This is a genomic window from Phaeodactylibacter luteus, from assembly GCF_007993045.1.
GTDB lineage: Bacteria > Bacteroidota > Bacteroidia > Chitinophagales > Saprospiraceae > Phaeodactylibacter > Phaeodactylibacter luteus.
Map to the genome: position 1 here is coordinate 1 of NZ_VOOR01000077.1, position 15,223 is coordinate 15,223.

Below are 15,223 nucleotides of genomic sequence, written 5' to 3' on the forward strand. Positions count from 1 at the left end.
GTTCTCTGCCCAGGAGCTTGAGCATTACCGGATGGTCTTCTACCACCAGTACATGATGGCGGGAAGCTTCCGGCTGTGCTTTCGCCAAAGCAGCAGTAGGGGCTTCAACAGCCGCAGGTACAGCCTGTGGGCAACACCCCATCTGCAGCGCAGCTTCACGAGACAGCCTTTCTACGGGCAGCTCCAAAAAAAATGCAGCCCCTTTTCCCGGTGTGCTTTCTACCCATAGCTTCCCATTGAGCAACCGGGCGTACTCCCTGCACAAAGCCAGCCCAATGCCAAAGCCCGGCTGAGGGCTATGACCCGCTGCCCTCCCCTGCTGATAGCGTTCAAAAATCTGCGATTGCTCTGAAACCGGAATGCCTGGCCCGGTATCCGCCACCACCACCTGCAGCCTCCCGCCCTGCAGTTCGCTTTTGATCCATACCCTTCCTACCTCAGGGGTAAACTTCAGTGCATTGCCAATCAGATTGGCCAGGATACGCTCTACCTTAGGGGCATCTATGCTGACGTAGTGCTCCTCGGCGGGCAGAATTTCCAAGCGGTAATCGATCTGCCTGAGCCGGGCCAAGCCGTCAAACATAGCAGTGGCCCTTTCCAGAAAGGCGTTCCACAAAACGGGGACAGGTTTGTTCTCCAAAGCGCCCATTTGCAGTTTGGACAAGTCCATGACCTCATCGAGCATAGTATTGAGCGCGCTGATTTGTTGTTCCACATCTTCCAGGGTGCGGCCCGAGCCTTTCCCTTCGCTCTTTAGATTTTCGACGCTTGCTTTGACGATAGCAAGAGGGGTACGGAATTCATGGCTGATGTTGTTAAAGAGCTGTGTCTTGGCCTGATCAATTTGTTCCAGCCGTTCTTTTTGGGAGCGGATGGTCTCGGCTTTTTGCTCTAGGGCATTGGTCCGGTTCTGCACTTCATGCTCTAGCTCCTGATTGCGCTTTTGTAAGCGCTTTGCCCGCCAGCGGAGCCACAACAGCCCCCCTGTTATCAGGAGTAGCAAGGCAAAAACCTGTACGCCGGCATGCTGATGCCAATGTTCATGCTTGAAGTAAGGGAAGCGGTACACTTCCGCCGCCTGAGGGTCCGCTACCGGCCTGACCCTTACCTCTAGTGCCCCTCCCCCCTGCGGCAGGCCCGATACCATGATAGGCTGCCGGATATCAAAATCAGCCCAGACAGGAGAAACGCCGGGAATGCGCCATTGAAAGCGCAAGGGCTGCGCATGGAAATAAGGCATGCTCAACCTAAACGCGGCCTGAACACAAGACGCAGTTATCTCAACTGCATCAGAGCTTGCGGGCAGATACCTAGTGCTCAAGGAAGCTACACGCCCTTTGCTATCAAGCTGCTGTACTGCTTCCAAATGAACCTGATGCCTGCTGCCCTGCGGCAAGCTTGTGAACTCTTCTGGCTTAAAGGCGGCAATGCCATTGATGCCCCCAAAATAAAGGCGCCCATCAGCCCCCCGGGCGTGGGCCAGGTAATTGTACTCATTGGCCGGCAGCCCATCGGCAACCGTAAAATTCCTCACAGCGTAAGTAGCAGTATCGAAAGCGATAATCCCATTATTGCTGCTCAGCCATAGCCTGCCCAGGCTGTCGGGGTAGGCCGCATGCAGCTCCTCGCTGAGCAGCCCCTGTGCTTTGCCAAATACCTGGAAGCTATCGCCGAAAGGCTTCCAATGCAAAAGCCCTTTGCTGGTGGACAGCCAGAAGGTGCCGTCAGCTGCCTCATAAATATGCTCTACGCGGCGAGCGGAGGTATCCAGAAAAGACGTAGCAGACTCGACATGGTAAACCCCTTCAGAAAGGCCCGCCCAATGCTGCCCGTTCTTGTCTTTGTGCAGCCAATAGCACTGCCGCCCATCGCTGAGTATGCTTTTGGCCTGCTCGGTGCGCAGGTCCAACTCGAAAATCCCCCATTGAGTGCCATACCATATCAGGCTGTCGCCCACACTGATCAGGCCGCGCTTTTCATGAAAACCTGCTTTCGCCTCGGCGGGGCAATCATCATACCGCTTGCCCAGCTTTAGCCCTTCGCCCAACTGCTGTATGCCCGTACTATTGCCTGATGCCCAAAGCCCGCTCTGCAGGCAGGCCACCTGAAATGGCCAATATGGCATAGGGTAAATAGCAAACGCGGCCTGCTGAGGGTCATACACATGAAGCTGTTCTGTGGTGGTAGCCGTTGTGGCCAGCAGCTGTGCGCTGTTTGTCCAGCAGAGGCTTCTAAAGCTCGTGCCAAGCCCATGCGCCTTGAACCTTTTGGGCGACATCTCAACTTGTAGGAAACCACCCTGCTTTATGGGCAAAAACCGGACCGTATTCCCCAAATCGCCCGCTGACCGATAATTACAAACCATCCGGGCACGCAATGTATGGACCAAATAAACCGACAACTCTTGCTGCAAAGCCTCCCCTGTCACCTCCAATATCCCCTTGCCCCGCTTCCCATCTTCAGGGCTGAAAACCATCGGCTTCGAATGATGCCAACCTTCCGGGCTATAGTATACAGCCGAATGTGGCATAAAATCGGCCCATACCCCGCCAAAACCCTTAGGCAGCCAAGTCAGGCTGCTCTCGTGCCTGCCGGGCAGCGGAGAGCCATCAAGCAGCGACCTCGCACGGTGGGGGGCTGCTACACCCTCTTCCACAGCATAGGCATAGAGCTCCTGATCTGCATAATACAGCTGATGCCCATCCCAATCATAGCCTGAAAAACCCCGGAGCATTTGGCCTCCCCCGTCTACCAAAGCTATGGTAGACAACACATCCACTGCCCAAAACCGCCCTTCAGGGGCCGGCAGTACAAAGAGCTCGGCGTACGACCGCCCAGACCGGTCTTCGTATACCAGCCTCCATTGCCCGTCAAAAAGCCACATTTTCTTTTGCTCGCGCGAAAACAAGTATACCTGCTGTGCAACGGAAAACAGCCAAATATCGTCAGACCTGTTTACCGCCCTGCCTGCTAAGGGGCTGGAAGCCCCGACATACGCCTCAAAGGGGACTGCCCTAAAAGTGCTGGGATCGATGATCTGCAGCGCACCGCTGCCATCGTAATGATAGTGCCAGATGTAGCCGTTGGGGTCCTCTGCAAAAAAGGCATGCGGATAGCGGCCGGCAATATCTAAGGTATCAAACACCTGGGCCTCCTGCCCGTCAAACCGGCTTAGATAAGCTTGGTTCTGCATCCAAATGTAGCCCCTGCTGTCTTGGAACATCCCGCTTACCAGCCAATGCGGCAGCCCGCTTTTCTTGTTCCAATACGCCACACTGATCAGCAAGTCTTCCGTTTCTGTTTGTTGCCGAAACAGCTGAGCCTCAGCGCGGAATGCCCCGAAGAAGATCAGAGCGAAAGCCATATACCTAAGGCACTTCCCGATGAATAGGGCGATAGCATGAACCCTATCGCGTTTTTCCTGCTCTAAGCCGCAAATTTCCCCTGCAACCCTAAGCCCTTGTTCCTGCTTGAACATGAGTTTTTTACATTAATTGTTTGAACTTCCCCCTCGCAACATAAAACATAAGGGCATGGCAATCCCCTACGCCTTAAGGCGGATGATTTTAACTACAAGTACAGCATAACAGGTGTGTTCCAGGCGCAAGCCAGATTGCCGCAAGGATAGGGGGCTCCCCCCGCCTAACGGCAGGGGGCGCTATGCTGCGGGGCTCGCTTTCCGCTCGGCCCTGCCGGGCTTAGAGCTTTTTGGCTTACGCCTGGTGTTCTTAGTGTTTTGTCTACCTCAGACCCCCAATACGTTTGTGGGTTGATAGTGATCCCGAAGCGGTGCAAAGCCTCCACTTCGTTTGCTTTGCTCATCGTGCAGGCTTCATGTTTTGTGCTTTAAGTTCGGATAACGGAATGCCTGCAGCGCATGCAATTTTGATGATTATCTATATGCAAATTATCATAATAAGACAATACATCTCCACTACACATACAATTAACTACTAATACAAATGCACTACAAACCAACTCAATCATTTGAAAATCAATTTTTTAAAAAAAATGCTCGCACCCTGCTTTTCCTGAGGCGCTTTTTTACATTAGACGCCATCCGGCCGGTGGTGCCGCCTGCCCGCACTACCAGGGTGCGCAAGACGATGGGCTCCTCATCCCTGGAAAAGCCAGGCGCCACATAAGCATTTCAAACTCATTTTCAAGCAGTTGCAGAATAAGCTAATTAAGAGGCCGATTACTAAAGCCCCAACACGCTCTAATAGCCCTGCCTTACGTTTGCGCAAAGAATGGCTTTGCATAAGTAAGCGGAGATTGGGTTTGACCTCGTAAACCTAAGACTGAAAGCCATCGGGTGCATTGCTTTACCCAAATTTTATCATTTGGGCAGCACGGGGCCGCTACAGCCAATAACCCGCTGGCTTTCAGGCATTAAAACTTGCCATCTTCTGAATTTAGCATCTGACATGCCATTTTGCCCTTGCATTTGTACCGATTTGCCCCTAATCTAAATATATTACCTACTCTGCCAACCTAATACTTTTGCCCCCTGCAGCTGCCCTATAGCTCCACAGCAGGCTATCAAAACCCATTTTCAGCTGGCGGGCTATATACTTTTGCTAAATGCCTATAATAGAATGATCGTGCTGAACGCCCCTTGGAAGCCTCTACTTGTGTTCTTTGCCCTGACAGCCCTACCGCTTCAGTCTCAAACAGATACCCCCTATCAGGCCATTTTGCAAGCGCTCGCCCCAAAACCGGCCCTCGCTGATTCCCTCGCAGAAGCTTACCTCTTGTTTGCGGAAGAACAGGGGTCAGACTCGCTGATTATTGAGGCCAAATACCTGCTAGGGCTGGCCAAGTACTATAATGACCAGTTTTTCCAATCTAACCGGTTTTACAAGGAGGTCCTGATGGCCAATCCGAAGGAAGGGAAGGAGGCTATCATTCAAGCGTGCTGGCAGAACATAGGGGTCAACTATGATATCCTTGGCAATTATGAAGAAAGCATTCAGGCTTACCGAGCAGCCCTAAAAGCCGCACAGAAAAGCAATGACAGCCTGACTATAGCTCAGCTGAAACTCAATATTGGGCTGCTAGAAATCAAAAACGAGGACGTCAGCACAGGGATATCCTATCTTGATGAAGCACACGCCTACTTCAAAAACCAACGCGACACTTTCCACCTTGGGCTCATCTATCAAAATTATGCCCTCGCCAGTGAAAAACAGAACAATTGGCAGGAAGTACGATCTCACGCCCAAAAAGCGCTAAATTACTTTAGCCCAACAGAACACTACCCGGAAATACTGCGCGCCAAAAGCAATATCGGCTTAGCACACCTCAACTTGGGCAATTACAAACAAGCACTGCTGTTTCTGCGCACAGTGAACGAAGCGTCTGCAAAAGTAAATTTGCCCAGGATTTCTGCTTTGTCTGAAGAGCACCTCGGCCGGTACTACCTCCAAACGGAGCAATGGCCCGAAGCTGCAGAAGCCCTAAAGCACGCTATAGAGGGATACCAAAAGCTTGGAATGGTGGAGAATATGCAAAAAACGTACCCCCTGCTTGCTAAAGCATTGACACAGACTAGCGACAAAAAGCAGGCTGAACATCTGCTCGATACCCTCAATCAGATGATCATCAACACTTACAACCAAAAACGGAATCAAAACTACTTAGAAATCAAAGCCGTGTACGAGCTAGAGGATAAACTGAAAAAAATACAGCTGCAACAAATTGCTATCCGGAACAAAAACAAAACTGTGGCTATTTTGCTGGCTTTGCTCCTCATTTCAATTCTCAGCACCGGCTTGGCCACCTTCCTCTACCTACAAAAACAACGGTTGACCCAATCCCTCTTTTTAAGGAACCGGGAACTCTCCGAAAAAAACAAGACGATAACGGCAGCCCAACAAAAAGGCGTTGCCCCCCTTGAACTGCAATCCAACTCCACGCTCCAGGAAGATCGGGATAAAGGGTTTGAAACACTCTTTGATGAATTGGACCGGATGATCGTTTCCCAAAAGCTTTTCCTCGATCCGGAACTCTCCCTTTCATCCCTCAGCAAAAAGCTAAATACCAATGACCTCTACACTTCTAAGGCTATCAATACATACGCCAACTGCAACTTTAACACTTACATTAATACCTATAGGATAGAAGAAGCTCGACAGCTTTTAGAAGATGAAGGCCAACTATTGGAGAATAAGCTGCTGTCACTGAAGTGTGGCTTCCAAAGCTACTCTACCTTCTTTCGAGTGTTCAAAAGCCTTACCGGCTTGAGCCCTACTGCTTACAAAAAGCAAATCCTGGAAAATAAAAAACAGTAGGCCCTTTCAGCACGCTCTTCCACATCGCCGCCCCGCCAAGATATTTTGCACGGGCTGAACTTTGCCCTCCGGCCGGATAGCGTTCAGCCCGGGGGGCAGCATACCGGAGAAGCAGATGGGCATGTTTTTCTTTCCTGCCATTGACAAAGGCACCATTTAAATCAAAAAGCCCTGTAAATCAAAGATTTACAGGGCTCTGTTGTAGCTCCGCCAGGACTTCCCGCATGTCTGCGGGACAAGCTTCTCGCCCTTTCGCTCTGTTGTAGCTCCGCCAGGACTTCCCGCATGTCTGCGGGACAAGCTTCTCGTCCTTTCGCTCTGTTGTAGCTCCGCCAGGACTTCCCGCATGTCTGCGGGACAAGCTTCTCGTCCTTTCGCTCTGTTGTAGCTCCGCCAGGACTCGAACCTGGATCTTGGGCTCCGGAAACCCACATACTATCCCTTGTACTACGGAGCCAACCTTTTTCAGGTGGCTTTCTCTTAAAAGCGGATGCAAATATAGAAAAAGCTAAGCCCAAAACACAACCCCTCTGCAAAAAATTCCTGAACCCATTTAAGGCCCACCGTTAGCACATACTTTTCCCAGACTCGGGCGTTAAGGGTAGGGTAAGCTTTTCCACCAACACCAATCAAATTGACCGATATGCCCTTGGCCCGCTTCCTCGTCTTCTTGCATTTTGTAGCCCTTCATGCCCTCTCCGCCTCTGCACAAACTGGCCTCAACGCCCGCTATGCGGTACCGGCCGGCTCAAGCGCAGCCTTCACAGATGCCTCCGGGCAAGAGGCCAGCTACTATCAGCAAGCTTACAGCTTTGGGCTCGATTATTGGATCCCGCTGGGGCAGGCCCGCATCGATTTGCTGCCCGAGCTCAATTATGCGTTCAGCAGCCATCAGCCAGCATTCCTCCCCGGGCTTCCCGCCACCTACCGCCAACAGTGGCTGAGCTTCTTTGCCAACCTCAATATCTACCCCTTCGACCTTCAGGGCGATTGCGACTGCCCTACCTTCTCTAAGTCTGGCAATACCCTGCAGAAGGGCTTTTTCCTACAAGCTAGCCCTGGCGTCACCGCCTATCAAAGCCGCATCAGCGGGCAGAGCCCAGCCGGTGGGCAAGAGCAGCAGTGGAGCACTTCCTGGAGCGCAGGACTTGCAGCAGGCATAGACTTTGGGCTCTCCGATTTTGTCACGCTCTCCCCAATGATAGGCTACCGGTATTTCCACCGCCACAGCGTGGCCATTGTCAAGGACAGCCCGGAGGGCCCTGTACCGGATTTTGACCCGCAGGCCATCAGCCACCTTTGGGCTGGGCTGCGCTTAGGGTTCCGGTTTGATCAGCGGTAGCCGCCTCAACCGGGCCTGCTGACGGAAAAAGGGCGTCCGCTCAGAAGCGATGTAAACCTTGCCCGGAGCGATAAAATCAATGGCCTCGTATTGGGTGGGGCGGTAGCACCGCGCGCCCCTCACCCGCTGCAGGCTGCCGTTGAGGAAATCAGTGCCCTCGAAACCCCGCAGGACAAAAATATCGGCCGGCGTAAGGGGGAAAAAGCCCAGCAACAGTTTAAAGCGGTAAGCTAGCAGCACAACGGTCTGCCCGTCTGCACTGATGGCGGCAGCCGTCACCACCCGCTTAGGCAGCTCCCGCCCCCCTCTGAGCCGGGCTTGGTAAGTGCCAGGCGCTGCGGGCAAGGTGTAGTGCTTGGTAAGATAACTGCCCGGTGACTTGTCCTTAGCAAATAGGTGGAGGCTGTCTTGGTAAAAAAAGAACCCCTCCATATCAAACTGCCACTCCCCTGCCGGTGGCGGGAAAGCGGTCTGATCGGGATAGCTGAAGCGGATGCTGTCGAGCCCCCCGCCGGGGCTAAGGATGTATATGCACAAATCTTTGCGCTGATTGCGGTTGTTGCCAAAGTCGCCTACGAAAATACGGCCGTCCGGCGCGGCAGTGAGGTCTTCCCAATCTCTGTTCTGTGCGCCCGCTACAGGCAGCCGGGCCTGCAGCGCCCCTTCCGCGTTGGTCTGCCAAAGCTCTGCAGCAGCACCACTGTCGTTCAGCCAATACATAGCATCTGGTGCAGCAATATACAGCCCGGAAACCTCAGGCAGCTCATCCGGGAGCAGAAACTTACGGGCCTGCCCGGAAATCCCCCTTGGGCGAGCCAACATCATCAAGGCTACCACAATCCAATGATACTTCATAAACAAGTATTATACAGCTACGTGAAAATGAGTCGATTAGCCTTAATCTCGGGGCTTGTAAAGGATAATGCCCTGCACCAAAATAGCCATGAGGACCAGAAAAATGATCTCGCCCTGCGTAAACAGGTCTATCGCTTTCATGGTCTCGTTGCTCACCGACAATTGCCTGCGGCCCTCGTCAAGCTGAACCTTCGAAAGCAGGTACAGGCTGCGGTCTATCGCATTGATCTCCTCCAAAAGCTCAGCACGGTTCTCGCCCCCGGAGCTGAGGTACTGCGCCTCCATGGCCTCCAAAGCCGTCAGCTCTTCTTTCAGGTCGTTGAAAATATCCCGCTCCTTGTTCGTCAGCCGGGTCTGCTCATATCGCCCGACCAAGCCCTGCAACCCCTGATTCGCCTTTCGGTTCCCCTGCTCAAAGTAAGCAGCATCCGCCGTAGCAACGGCCAGCTCTTTTTCCTGTACCAGCACAGACATTTCAAAAATCAGGTCGCTCGCTACAATCCGGTCTTCGTATATGGTCTCTACAGCGTACCGCAGCCGGTTGAAATTGTCTTTGTCAATGAGGTTGGTAGTGAGCACAATAATGAAAACCAAGAGTATCCCGGTTATCCATTTCACTTTATCGATCAGCTTCATTCGCAATGGTTTTAAAAGACTTGATTTGGGCCCTGCCTAAGATAAGCGATACAAACGATATTCAGGCGCCTCGCATCATCAAAAGCCCCAAAAAGTATGGCTCAACAGCCCTGCCCTAGCCTGCTTCGCGTGATGGGCCTGCCCCCTCCGAAAGGATAGGGGCCTGCCCCTGCCTGTCGGCAGGTGCCGCTATGCTGCGGGGCTCGCTTTTCGCTCGGCCCTAACGGGCTTGCCACCCCTCCGCAGCGCTAGGCCGGCAACATCAGGGCGCTACAGCCTGCGGCATTTGGCTTTGCGCCCTTTGTGCTTTCGCCTGCAAAGGCTCATCCCCCCGTAAGTACCCCTCCGATAACTTATTGCATACCAATTATTTACCACCTAAATACCGCACTTGGCAGACCGTAACACCTGCCATTATTTCATTCGCGTATCGCACCCAGAGCGTTTACATTTGATCATTCTGATTTGGTTAGCTAGAGAACTATAAACGACCAACATAAAATGGCAGAACTGAACAAATACAGCCGGGAGCTGACACAAGACGATACCCGCCCCGCTGCACAGGCAATGCTCTATGCACTAGGCCTCACAGAAGAGGATATGAAAAAGGCCCAAGTGGGCATTGCGAGCACGGGCTGGGAGGGCAACCCCTGCAATATGCACCTCAATGACCTGGCCTCAGAAATCAAAAGCGGCATGAAAGCGGAAGGGCTCTTAGGGCTTATTTTCCATACCATAGGCGTAAGCGATGGCATGTCGATGGGGACAGATGGCATGAGGTTCTCCCTGCCCTCCCGGGATATCATAGCCGACTCCATCGAAACGGTTGCCTCTGCCCAATGGTACGATGCAGTGGTGCCTGTCGTGGGCTGTGATAAGAACATGCCGGGCGCAATGATGGCGCTCGCCCGCCTCAACCGCCCGGGGCTCATTGTATACGGGGGCACCATCGCGCCGGGCTGCCACAACGATCAAAAACTAGACATTGTATCTGCCTTTGAAGCCTACGGGCAGCGCATAGCTGGCACTATAACAGATACGGACTTCAGGGCCGTCATCAAAAAGGCTTGCCCTGGCCCGGGCGCTTGTGGCGGCATGTACACAGCGAACACCATGGCCTCTGCCATCGAAGCCATGGGCATGAGCCTGCCGTTCAACTCCAGCATACCAGCTGCCAGCTTAGAAAAACAGGCCGAGTGCCTTAGGGTGGGCGCCGCAGTGCACCACCTGCTCCAAAAAGACATTAAGCCCCGGGACATCATGACCCGCAAAGCTTTTGAAAACGCGGTTACAGTCATCACGGCCTTGGGCGGCTCGACCAATGCCGTACTGCACATGATCGCCATTGCAAGGGCTGCACAGGTGGAGTTCCATATCGATGATTTCCAGAAAATTGGCGACCGCACCCCTTTCATTGCTGACCTCAAGCCGAGCGGCCGCTTCGTCATGCAAGACTTGTATGAAGTGGGCGGTGTGCCCGCAGTCATGAAGCTGCTGCTCGAGGAAGGGCTGCTGCACGGCGATTGCCTCACGGTGACGGGCAAGACGATTGCGGAAAACCTGGAGGGAGTGGCTGGGCTGAAGGAAGGGCAGGAGGTCATCTGCTCCGTCAAAGCCCCCATCAAGCCCACGGGCCATATCCGCATCCTATATGGCAACCTGGCTGAACAGGGCGCCGTGGCAAAAATCACGGGCAAAGAAGGCGAGTACTTCAAAGGCACCGCCAAAGTTTTTGACAGCGAAGCAGAAGCCAATACCGCCATCAGCCAAAAACAGATCGAGGCGGGCGATGTGGTGGTCATCCGCTACTGCGGGCCCAAAGGCGCACCGGGCATGCCAGAAATGCTCAAGCCCACTTCGGCCATCATGGGCGAAGGCCTGGGCAAAGAGGTAGCCCTGATCACCGATGGAAGATTTTCAGGCGGCACCCACGGTTTTGTGGTGGGCCACATCACTCCTGAAGCACAGTCCGGTGGCCTGATCGGCCTGCTACAAGACGGGGACACCATCGTCATTGATGCCGTTAACAACCTTTTGTCGGCCGAACTCTCAGCAGAAGAGATTGCCGCCCGCAGGTCTGCCTGGCAACAGCCTGCCCTGAGGGCCAGCCACGGCATCCTGAGAAAATATGCCCGCACGGTGTCTTCGGCCAGCGATGGCTGTATCACCGATGAGGCCTGAGCTTAGCCCAATAACAAGCATTTCAAGTTTTTGAATGTGCTGCCTGCGCCCCTAACCGGCCCGGGCAGGCGCGATACAGGAAGCAGGCGCAGCGGACAATTGCCCTGCGCCCTACAATACTCCACCGGTTCAGTAGCCGGGCAATATGAAAAAAGGCGATGTATGAAACCACAAGCAGCTGTTGAAACAGCAACTCCTCAAGAAGAAAAAACGCGCATTTCTGGTGCGGAGGCCGTTCTGCGCTGCCTCCTGGAAGAAAATGTGGACACCATCTTTGGCTATCCGGGCGGAGCCATTATGCCGGTTTATGATGTCCTCTACCATTATCAAGACCGCCTGAACCACATCCTCCCCCGGCACGAGCAAGGTGCCATACATGCTGCCGAAGGGTACGCAAGGGTGACCCGTCAGACCGGGGTCTGCATGGCCACTTCCGGGCCAGGGGCCATGAACCTGGTCACCGGCCTGGCTGATGCCCTGCTCGACTCCGTCCCTTTGGTCTGCATCACCGGGCAAGTCTTTTACAAACTGCTGGGGTCTGATGCTTTTCAAGAGACAGACGTCATCAACTGCACGATGCCGGTCACCAAATGGAACTATCAGATCACAACGGCTGCAGAAATCCCCCAGGTCTTTGCCAAAGCCTTCCACATCGCTAATTCTGGCCGCCCCGGGCCAGTCGTCATTGACATCACCAAGAACGCACAGCTGGAAGAGCTCGACTTTTCCTACAGCCCCAATCCCGTGATCCGGTCTTACAAGCCCAAGCCCAAGCCTTCGCCTATGGCGCTGAGGGAAGCTGCCGCGCTGATCAATGCTGCCCATCAGCCCATGATCCTAGCCGGGCACGGCATCCAAATTGCACATGGGCAGGATGCCTTCAAAGCTTTCGTAGAAAAATCGGGCATCCCGCTGGCCTGCACCATCCACGGGCTTTCCAGCATCCCCAATAGCCACCCCCTGCACATGGGCATGCTGGGCATGCACGGCAACTACGCGCCCAATATTATGCAAAACCGCTGCGACCTGCTGATTGCCATCGGTATGCGCTTTGACGACCGGGTGACGGGCAACCTCGAAAAATATGCCAAACAGGCTAAGGTCATCCACATCGAAATCGACCCTTCTGAGATCAATAAAAATGTGCCTGCCGATGTGCCCATCTTGGGAGACGCCAAAGAAACACTGGAAGCGCTCCTGCCATTGATCAAACAGAAATCTTACCCGGAATGGGTGGCCGAGTTCCAGCGCCTCCACCAAATGGAAGAGGAAAAAGTCATCCAACGGGACCTCCTGCCCACGGCCGATGGGAAAATCCGTATGGGGCAGGTGGTGCGCGAAGCCTCCCGCCAAACCCGGGGGCAGGCCGTAGTCGCCACCGATGTCGGGCAGCACCAAATGATGGCCGCGCGCTATTACGAGTACGAAAGCACCAACCAATGGGTCTCTTCTGGCGGCGCCGGCACTATGGGGTTTGGCCTGCCCGCAGCTTTCGGCGCCAAGCTCGCTCAACCGGAAAGGGAAGTGCTGGCCTTCATCGGAGATGGAGGGTTCCAAATGACCATTCAGGAGCTCGGGCTATGCGCACAAATGAAGACTGCCGTCAAAATCATCCTCCTGGACAACAACCACTTGGGCATGGTACGCCAATGGCAGGAGCTGTTCTTCGACCGGCGGTACTCCTCCGTCGAACTGGAAAACCCTGATTTCGTAAAAATCGCAGAAGGTTTTGGTGTAGCGGGCCGCTCCATCAGCCAACCGGAGGACGTCAGCGGCGCTATTGCGGAAATGCTCGCTTTTGATGGCCCTTACCTGCTGCACGTGCAGGTGGAAAAAGAAGAAAACACCTTCCCGATGGTGCCTTCCGGGGCTGGTGTGGATGAAATCGTGCTCGAGCTCTAACCTTTTACAACCCGCAATCATCATGGAAACCAAGCAATATACCATCACCGTTTTCACGGAAAACCTCTCTGGGCTCATGGCCCGGGTGGTCTCCGTTTTCAGCCGGCGGCACATCAACATCGAGAGCCTTACCACCAGCCAGTCTTCCCTCCCTGACATCCACCGCTTTACCATAGTCGTTGAGGTAACAGAGGAAATGGTGCGCAAGCTCGTGGCCCAGCTGGAAAAACAGATTGAAGTGCTCAAAGCATTTTACTACACTGCCGATGAAATTGTCTACCAAGAGATAGCCCTCTACAAGGTGCCTACGCATGTCTTTAGCAATAGCGAAAATGTAGAAGGCATGATCAGGAAGCACAATGCCCGGGTGCTTGTCATCGAACCGGAGTATATCGTACTGGAGAAAACCGGCCATGAAGACGAGACCCAAGCTTTCTTCGAAGAGCTACAGAAAATTGGCATTTACGAGTTCGTCCGCTCGGGGCGCATCGCCATTGTGAAGCCCATGGAGCGCCTCAACAACTACCTGCGCAGCTTGGAGGAGGCCCCTGCTGAAGCTTGAGCCTACGGCAATGGCCTGATGCTATAGCCCAAATGTTTAAGGTGCCGGAGCATGCCTTTGCCGCCCCATAAGTGGCCGGCGCCCACCGCTGCAAATACCCGTTGGCCAGAAGCATGCGCTGCCAGCCTTTGCGCCATGCGCGCATTACGGTCGTACAACATCAACGGTCTCATGCCGCCAATGCTCCGCTTCGCCTGACGGTGCAGGCGCGGGAGGTCTTCCCTCGCATAGCTTTCTGCCATTTTGCGCATAGCCCGGCGGTGCGCCTTGAGGTTGCGCCCCAGCCCAAGGATAGACTGAAGGCTCCCTGCGGGCGGTATCCGCTGCATGACCTCCAGCTGTTCGCCCAGAGACTCCAGCCCTATGACCGGTTTGCCCATCTCCCGCGCTGCCTCATAGAGGGCTTCATCAAGCGCCAACGGCTGCTCCTCCTCCAATAGCTGCAGCTGCAGCCAATTGGCGACAAGCGAAGGCGGCCAATGCGCTACACTGTTCAGATCAACCCCCAGCTGTTTGCTGAAAGCCTGTGCCAGCCGGGACAACTTCCCTGGGCTGACCAAGGCCCGCAAAGCTGGGCCGCCCGGCACTTCAGGCCTGCCAGCCTGAGGCCCGCCCAAGTCCAGCTCAAGGGCCAGCACTTCACATTCCTGCAAAAGGGCAGTGGCCCGCTCGAACGCCCCAAATGCACGCTGATCCCGGACGTGCATCGTGCCAAGCAGATAAGACGGCCCCAGCCGCCCTTCGCCCGGCGAAAGCTCCCACAGTAGCCCTACTTTGCGTGTATTTTCCAATATCCGTAATTTCCCTTTTGAAACGGGCAAAGCGCTGAAGGCCTGCCCTTGCCCAAAATGCGAAGCCGTTGCTGCGTTCATCGCATCAGCAACGGCTGTTCGTGACACCGGTAAAAGCCTACCCTGAGGGGTAGCCGGCGGCTTTATTCGTAACGGTAAGGCAGGACTTTTGAATCCTTGACCGTAGAAAGGGTCATCAGCGTTTTCAGGCGCTCGATCTCGTCAATTTGAGACAGGGTCTTGAAGAGCAGCTTCTCGTACGTAGGGATGTCTTTGCAGACAATTTTGATGAGGAAATCTGCTTCGCCTGTGATGATGTAGCACTCTGTGATTTCTTCGATCTCCTTAATTTTCTCAAGGAAGTGGTTGAGCGCGTTCTCTTTTTGCCAAGCCAGGGAGACCAGGACGAATGTCTTCACATTCAGCCCGATAGATTGTGGGTTTACTTTGGCGTGGTAGCTTTCAATGACGGTAGAGTTTTCCAGCTTTTTGACCCGCTCTAGGGTGGGCGCCGGAGAGAGCCCGATCCGTTTGGATAATTCGAGGTTGGTAATTTTACTGCTCTCCTGAAGGATTTTCAGGATTCTCAGGTCAATCTTGTCGAGTTTTTCTGACATTTTCCTGTGTTCGTTATGCTTTTATAAAATGACTGTCGTAACAA

At 53.9% G+C, this 15,223-nt stretch carries 10 protein-coding genes and 1 tRNA gene; 5 read left to right on the plus strand and 6 right to left on the minus strand.

Going from position 1 to position 15,223, the window contains the following annotated elements:
* A partial coding sequence (locus FRY97_RS20520) for a sensor histidine kinase (RefSeq protein WP_147169497.1) occupies positions 1–3,478 on the minus strand: 3,478 nt, incomplete at its 3' end.
* Positions 3,479–4,598: 1,120 nt separating this feature from the next.
* Between FRY97_RS20520 and FRY97_RS20525 the strand changes: the two genes are divergently transcribed.
* Entirely contained in the window at positions 4,599–6,293 is a 1,695-nt protein-coding gene (locus tag FRY97_RS20525; RefSeq protein WP_147169498.1) for a helix-turn-helix domain-containing protein, read from the plus strand.
* Positions 6,294–6,678: 385 nt separating this feature from the next.
* Here the strand turns inward: FRY97_RS20525 and FRY97_RS20530 are convergent.
* Positions 6,679–6,750: transfer RNA gene (locus tag FRY97_RS20530), tRNA-Arg, on the minus strand.
* Positions 6,751–6,936: 186 nt separating this feature from the next.
* Between FRY97_RS20530 and FRY97_RS20535 the strand changes: the two genes are divergently transcribed.
* Complete coding sequence (locus tag FRY97_RS20535) at positions 6,937–7,635, plus strand: hypothetical protein (RefSeq protein ID WP_147169499.1); 699 nt, start codon at positions 6,937–6,939, stop codon at positions 7,633–7,635.
* Here FRY97_RS20535 and FRY97_RS20540 read toward each other — a convergent pair.
* The gene (locus FRY97_RS20540) at positions 7,609–8,490 is read right to left on the minus strand and encodes an SMP-30/gluconolactonase/LRE family protein (RefSeq protein WP_147169500.1); all 882 of its coding nucleotides are present in this window, start codon (positions 8,488–8,490) and stop codon (positions 7,609–7,611) included. The genes FRY97_RS20535 and FRY97_RS20540 overlap by 27 nt on opposite strands.
* Before the next feature lie 42 nt (positions 8,491–8,532).
* Entirely contained in the window at positions 8,533–9,126 is a 594-nt protein-coding gene (locus FRY97_RS20545; RefSeq protein ID WP_147169501.1) for an MCP four helix bundle domain-containing protein, read from the minus strand.
* A 501-nt stretch (positions 9,127–9,627) separates the two neighbouring features.
* On the opposite strand from FRY97_RS20545, the gene ilvD reads away from it, so the two are divergent.
* From ilvD to ilvN, 3 genes are all read left to right on the plus strand, one after another.
* A complete protein-coding gene (gene ilvD, locus FRY97_RS20550; RefSeq protein ID WP_147169502.1) occupies positions 9,628–11,307 on the plus strand; it encodes a dihydroxy-acid dehydratase in 1,680 nt (559 codons plus the stop codon).
* 162 nt (positions 11,308–11,469) lie between these two features.
* A complete protein-coding gene (gene ilvB, locus FRY97_RS20555) occupies positions 11,470–13,209 on the plus strand; it encodes a biosynthetic-type acetolactate synthase large subunit (protein WP_147169503.1) in 1,740 nt (579 codons plus the stop codon).
* A gap of 22 nt (positions 13,210–13,231) precedes the next feature.
* Positions 13,232–13,771: an acetolactate synthase small subunit gene (gene ilvN, locus FRY97_RS20560; RefSeq protein WP_147169504.1), complete on the plus strand. Its 540-nt coding sequence runs from the start codon at positions 13,232–13,234 to the stop codon at positions 13,769–13,771.
* Positions 13,772–13,773: 2 nt separating this feature from the next.
* Here ilvN and FRY97_RS20565 read toward each other — a convergent pair whose 3' ends face one another.
* Both FRY97_RS20565 and FRY97_RS20570 read right to left on the minus strand, forming a co-directional pair.
* Complete coding sequence (locus tag FRY97_RS20565) at positions 13,774–14,562, minus strand: TraB/GumN family protein (protein ID WP_170254793.1); 789 nt, start codon at positions 14,560–14,562, stop codon at positions 13,774–13,776.
* 143 nt (positions 14,563–14,705) lie between these two features.
* Positions 14,706–15,179, minus strand: a complete 474-nt coding sequence (locus FRY97_RS20570; RefSeq protein ID WP_147169506.1) for an Lrp/AsnC family transcriptional regulator — start codon at positions 15,177–15,179, stop codon at positions 14,706–14,708.
* Between the last annotated feature and the right edge of the window lie 44 nt (positions 15,180–15,223).

What these genes read in the sequence shown, in the direction of transcription:
- FRY97_RS20525 (WP_147169498.1), top strand. Translation starts at nt 4,599, where the DNA reads ATGATCGTGCTGAACGCCCCTTGGAAGCCTCTACTTGTGTTCTTTGCC.
- FRY97_RS20535 (WP_147169499.1), top strand. Translation starts at nt 6,937, where the DNA reads ATGCCCTTGGCCCGCTTCCTCGTCTTCTTGCATTTTGTAGCCCTTCAT.
- FRY97_RS20540 (WP_147169500.1), bottom strand. Translation starts at nt 8,490, where the DNA reads ATGAAGTATCATTGGATTGTGGTAGCCTTGATGATGTTGGCTCGCCCA.
- FRY97_RS20545 (WP_147169501.1), bottom strand. Translation starts at nt 9,126, where the DNA reads ATGAAGCTGATCGATAAAGTGAAATGGATAACCGGGATACTCTTGGTT.
- ilvD (WP_147169502.1), top strand. Translation starts at nt 9,628, where the DNA reads ATGGCAGAACTGAACAAATACAGCCGGGAGCTGACACAAGACGATACC.
- ilvB (WP_147169503.1), top strand. Translation starts at nt 11,470, where the DNA reads ATGAAACCACAAGCAGCTGTTGAAACAGCAACTCCTCAAGAAGAAAAA.
- ilvN (WP_147169504.1), top strand. Translation starts at nt 13,232, where the DNA reads ATGGAAACCAAGCAATATACCATCACCGTTTTCACGGAAAACCTCTCT.
- FRY97_RS20570 (WP_147169506.1), bottom strand. Translation starts at nt 15,179, where the DNA reads ATGTCAGAAAAACTCGACAAGATTGACCTGAGAATCCTGAAAATCCTT.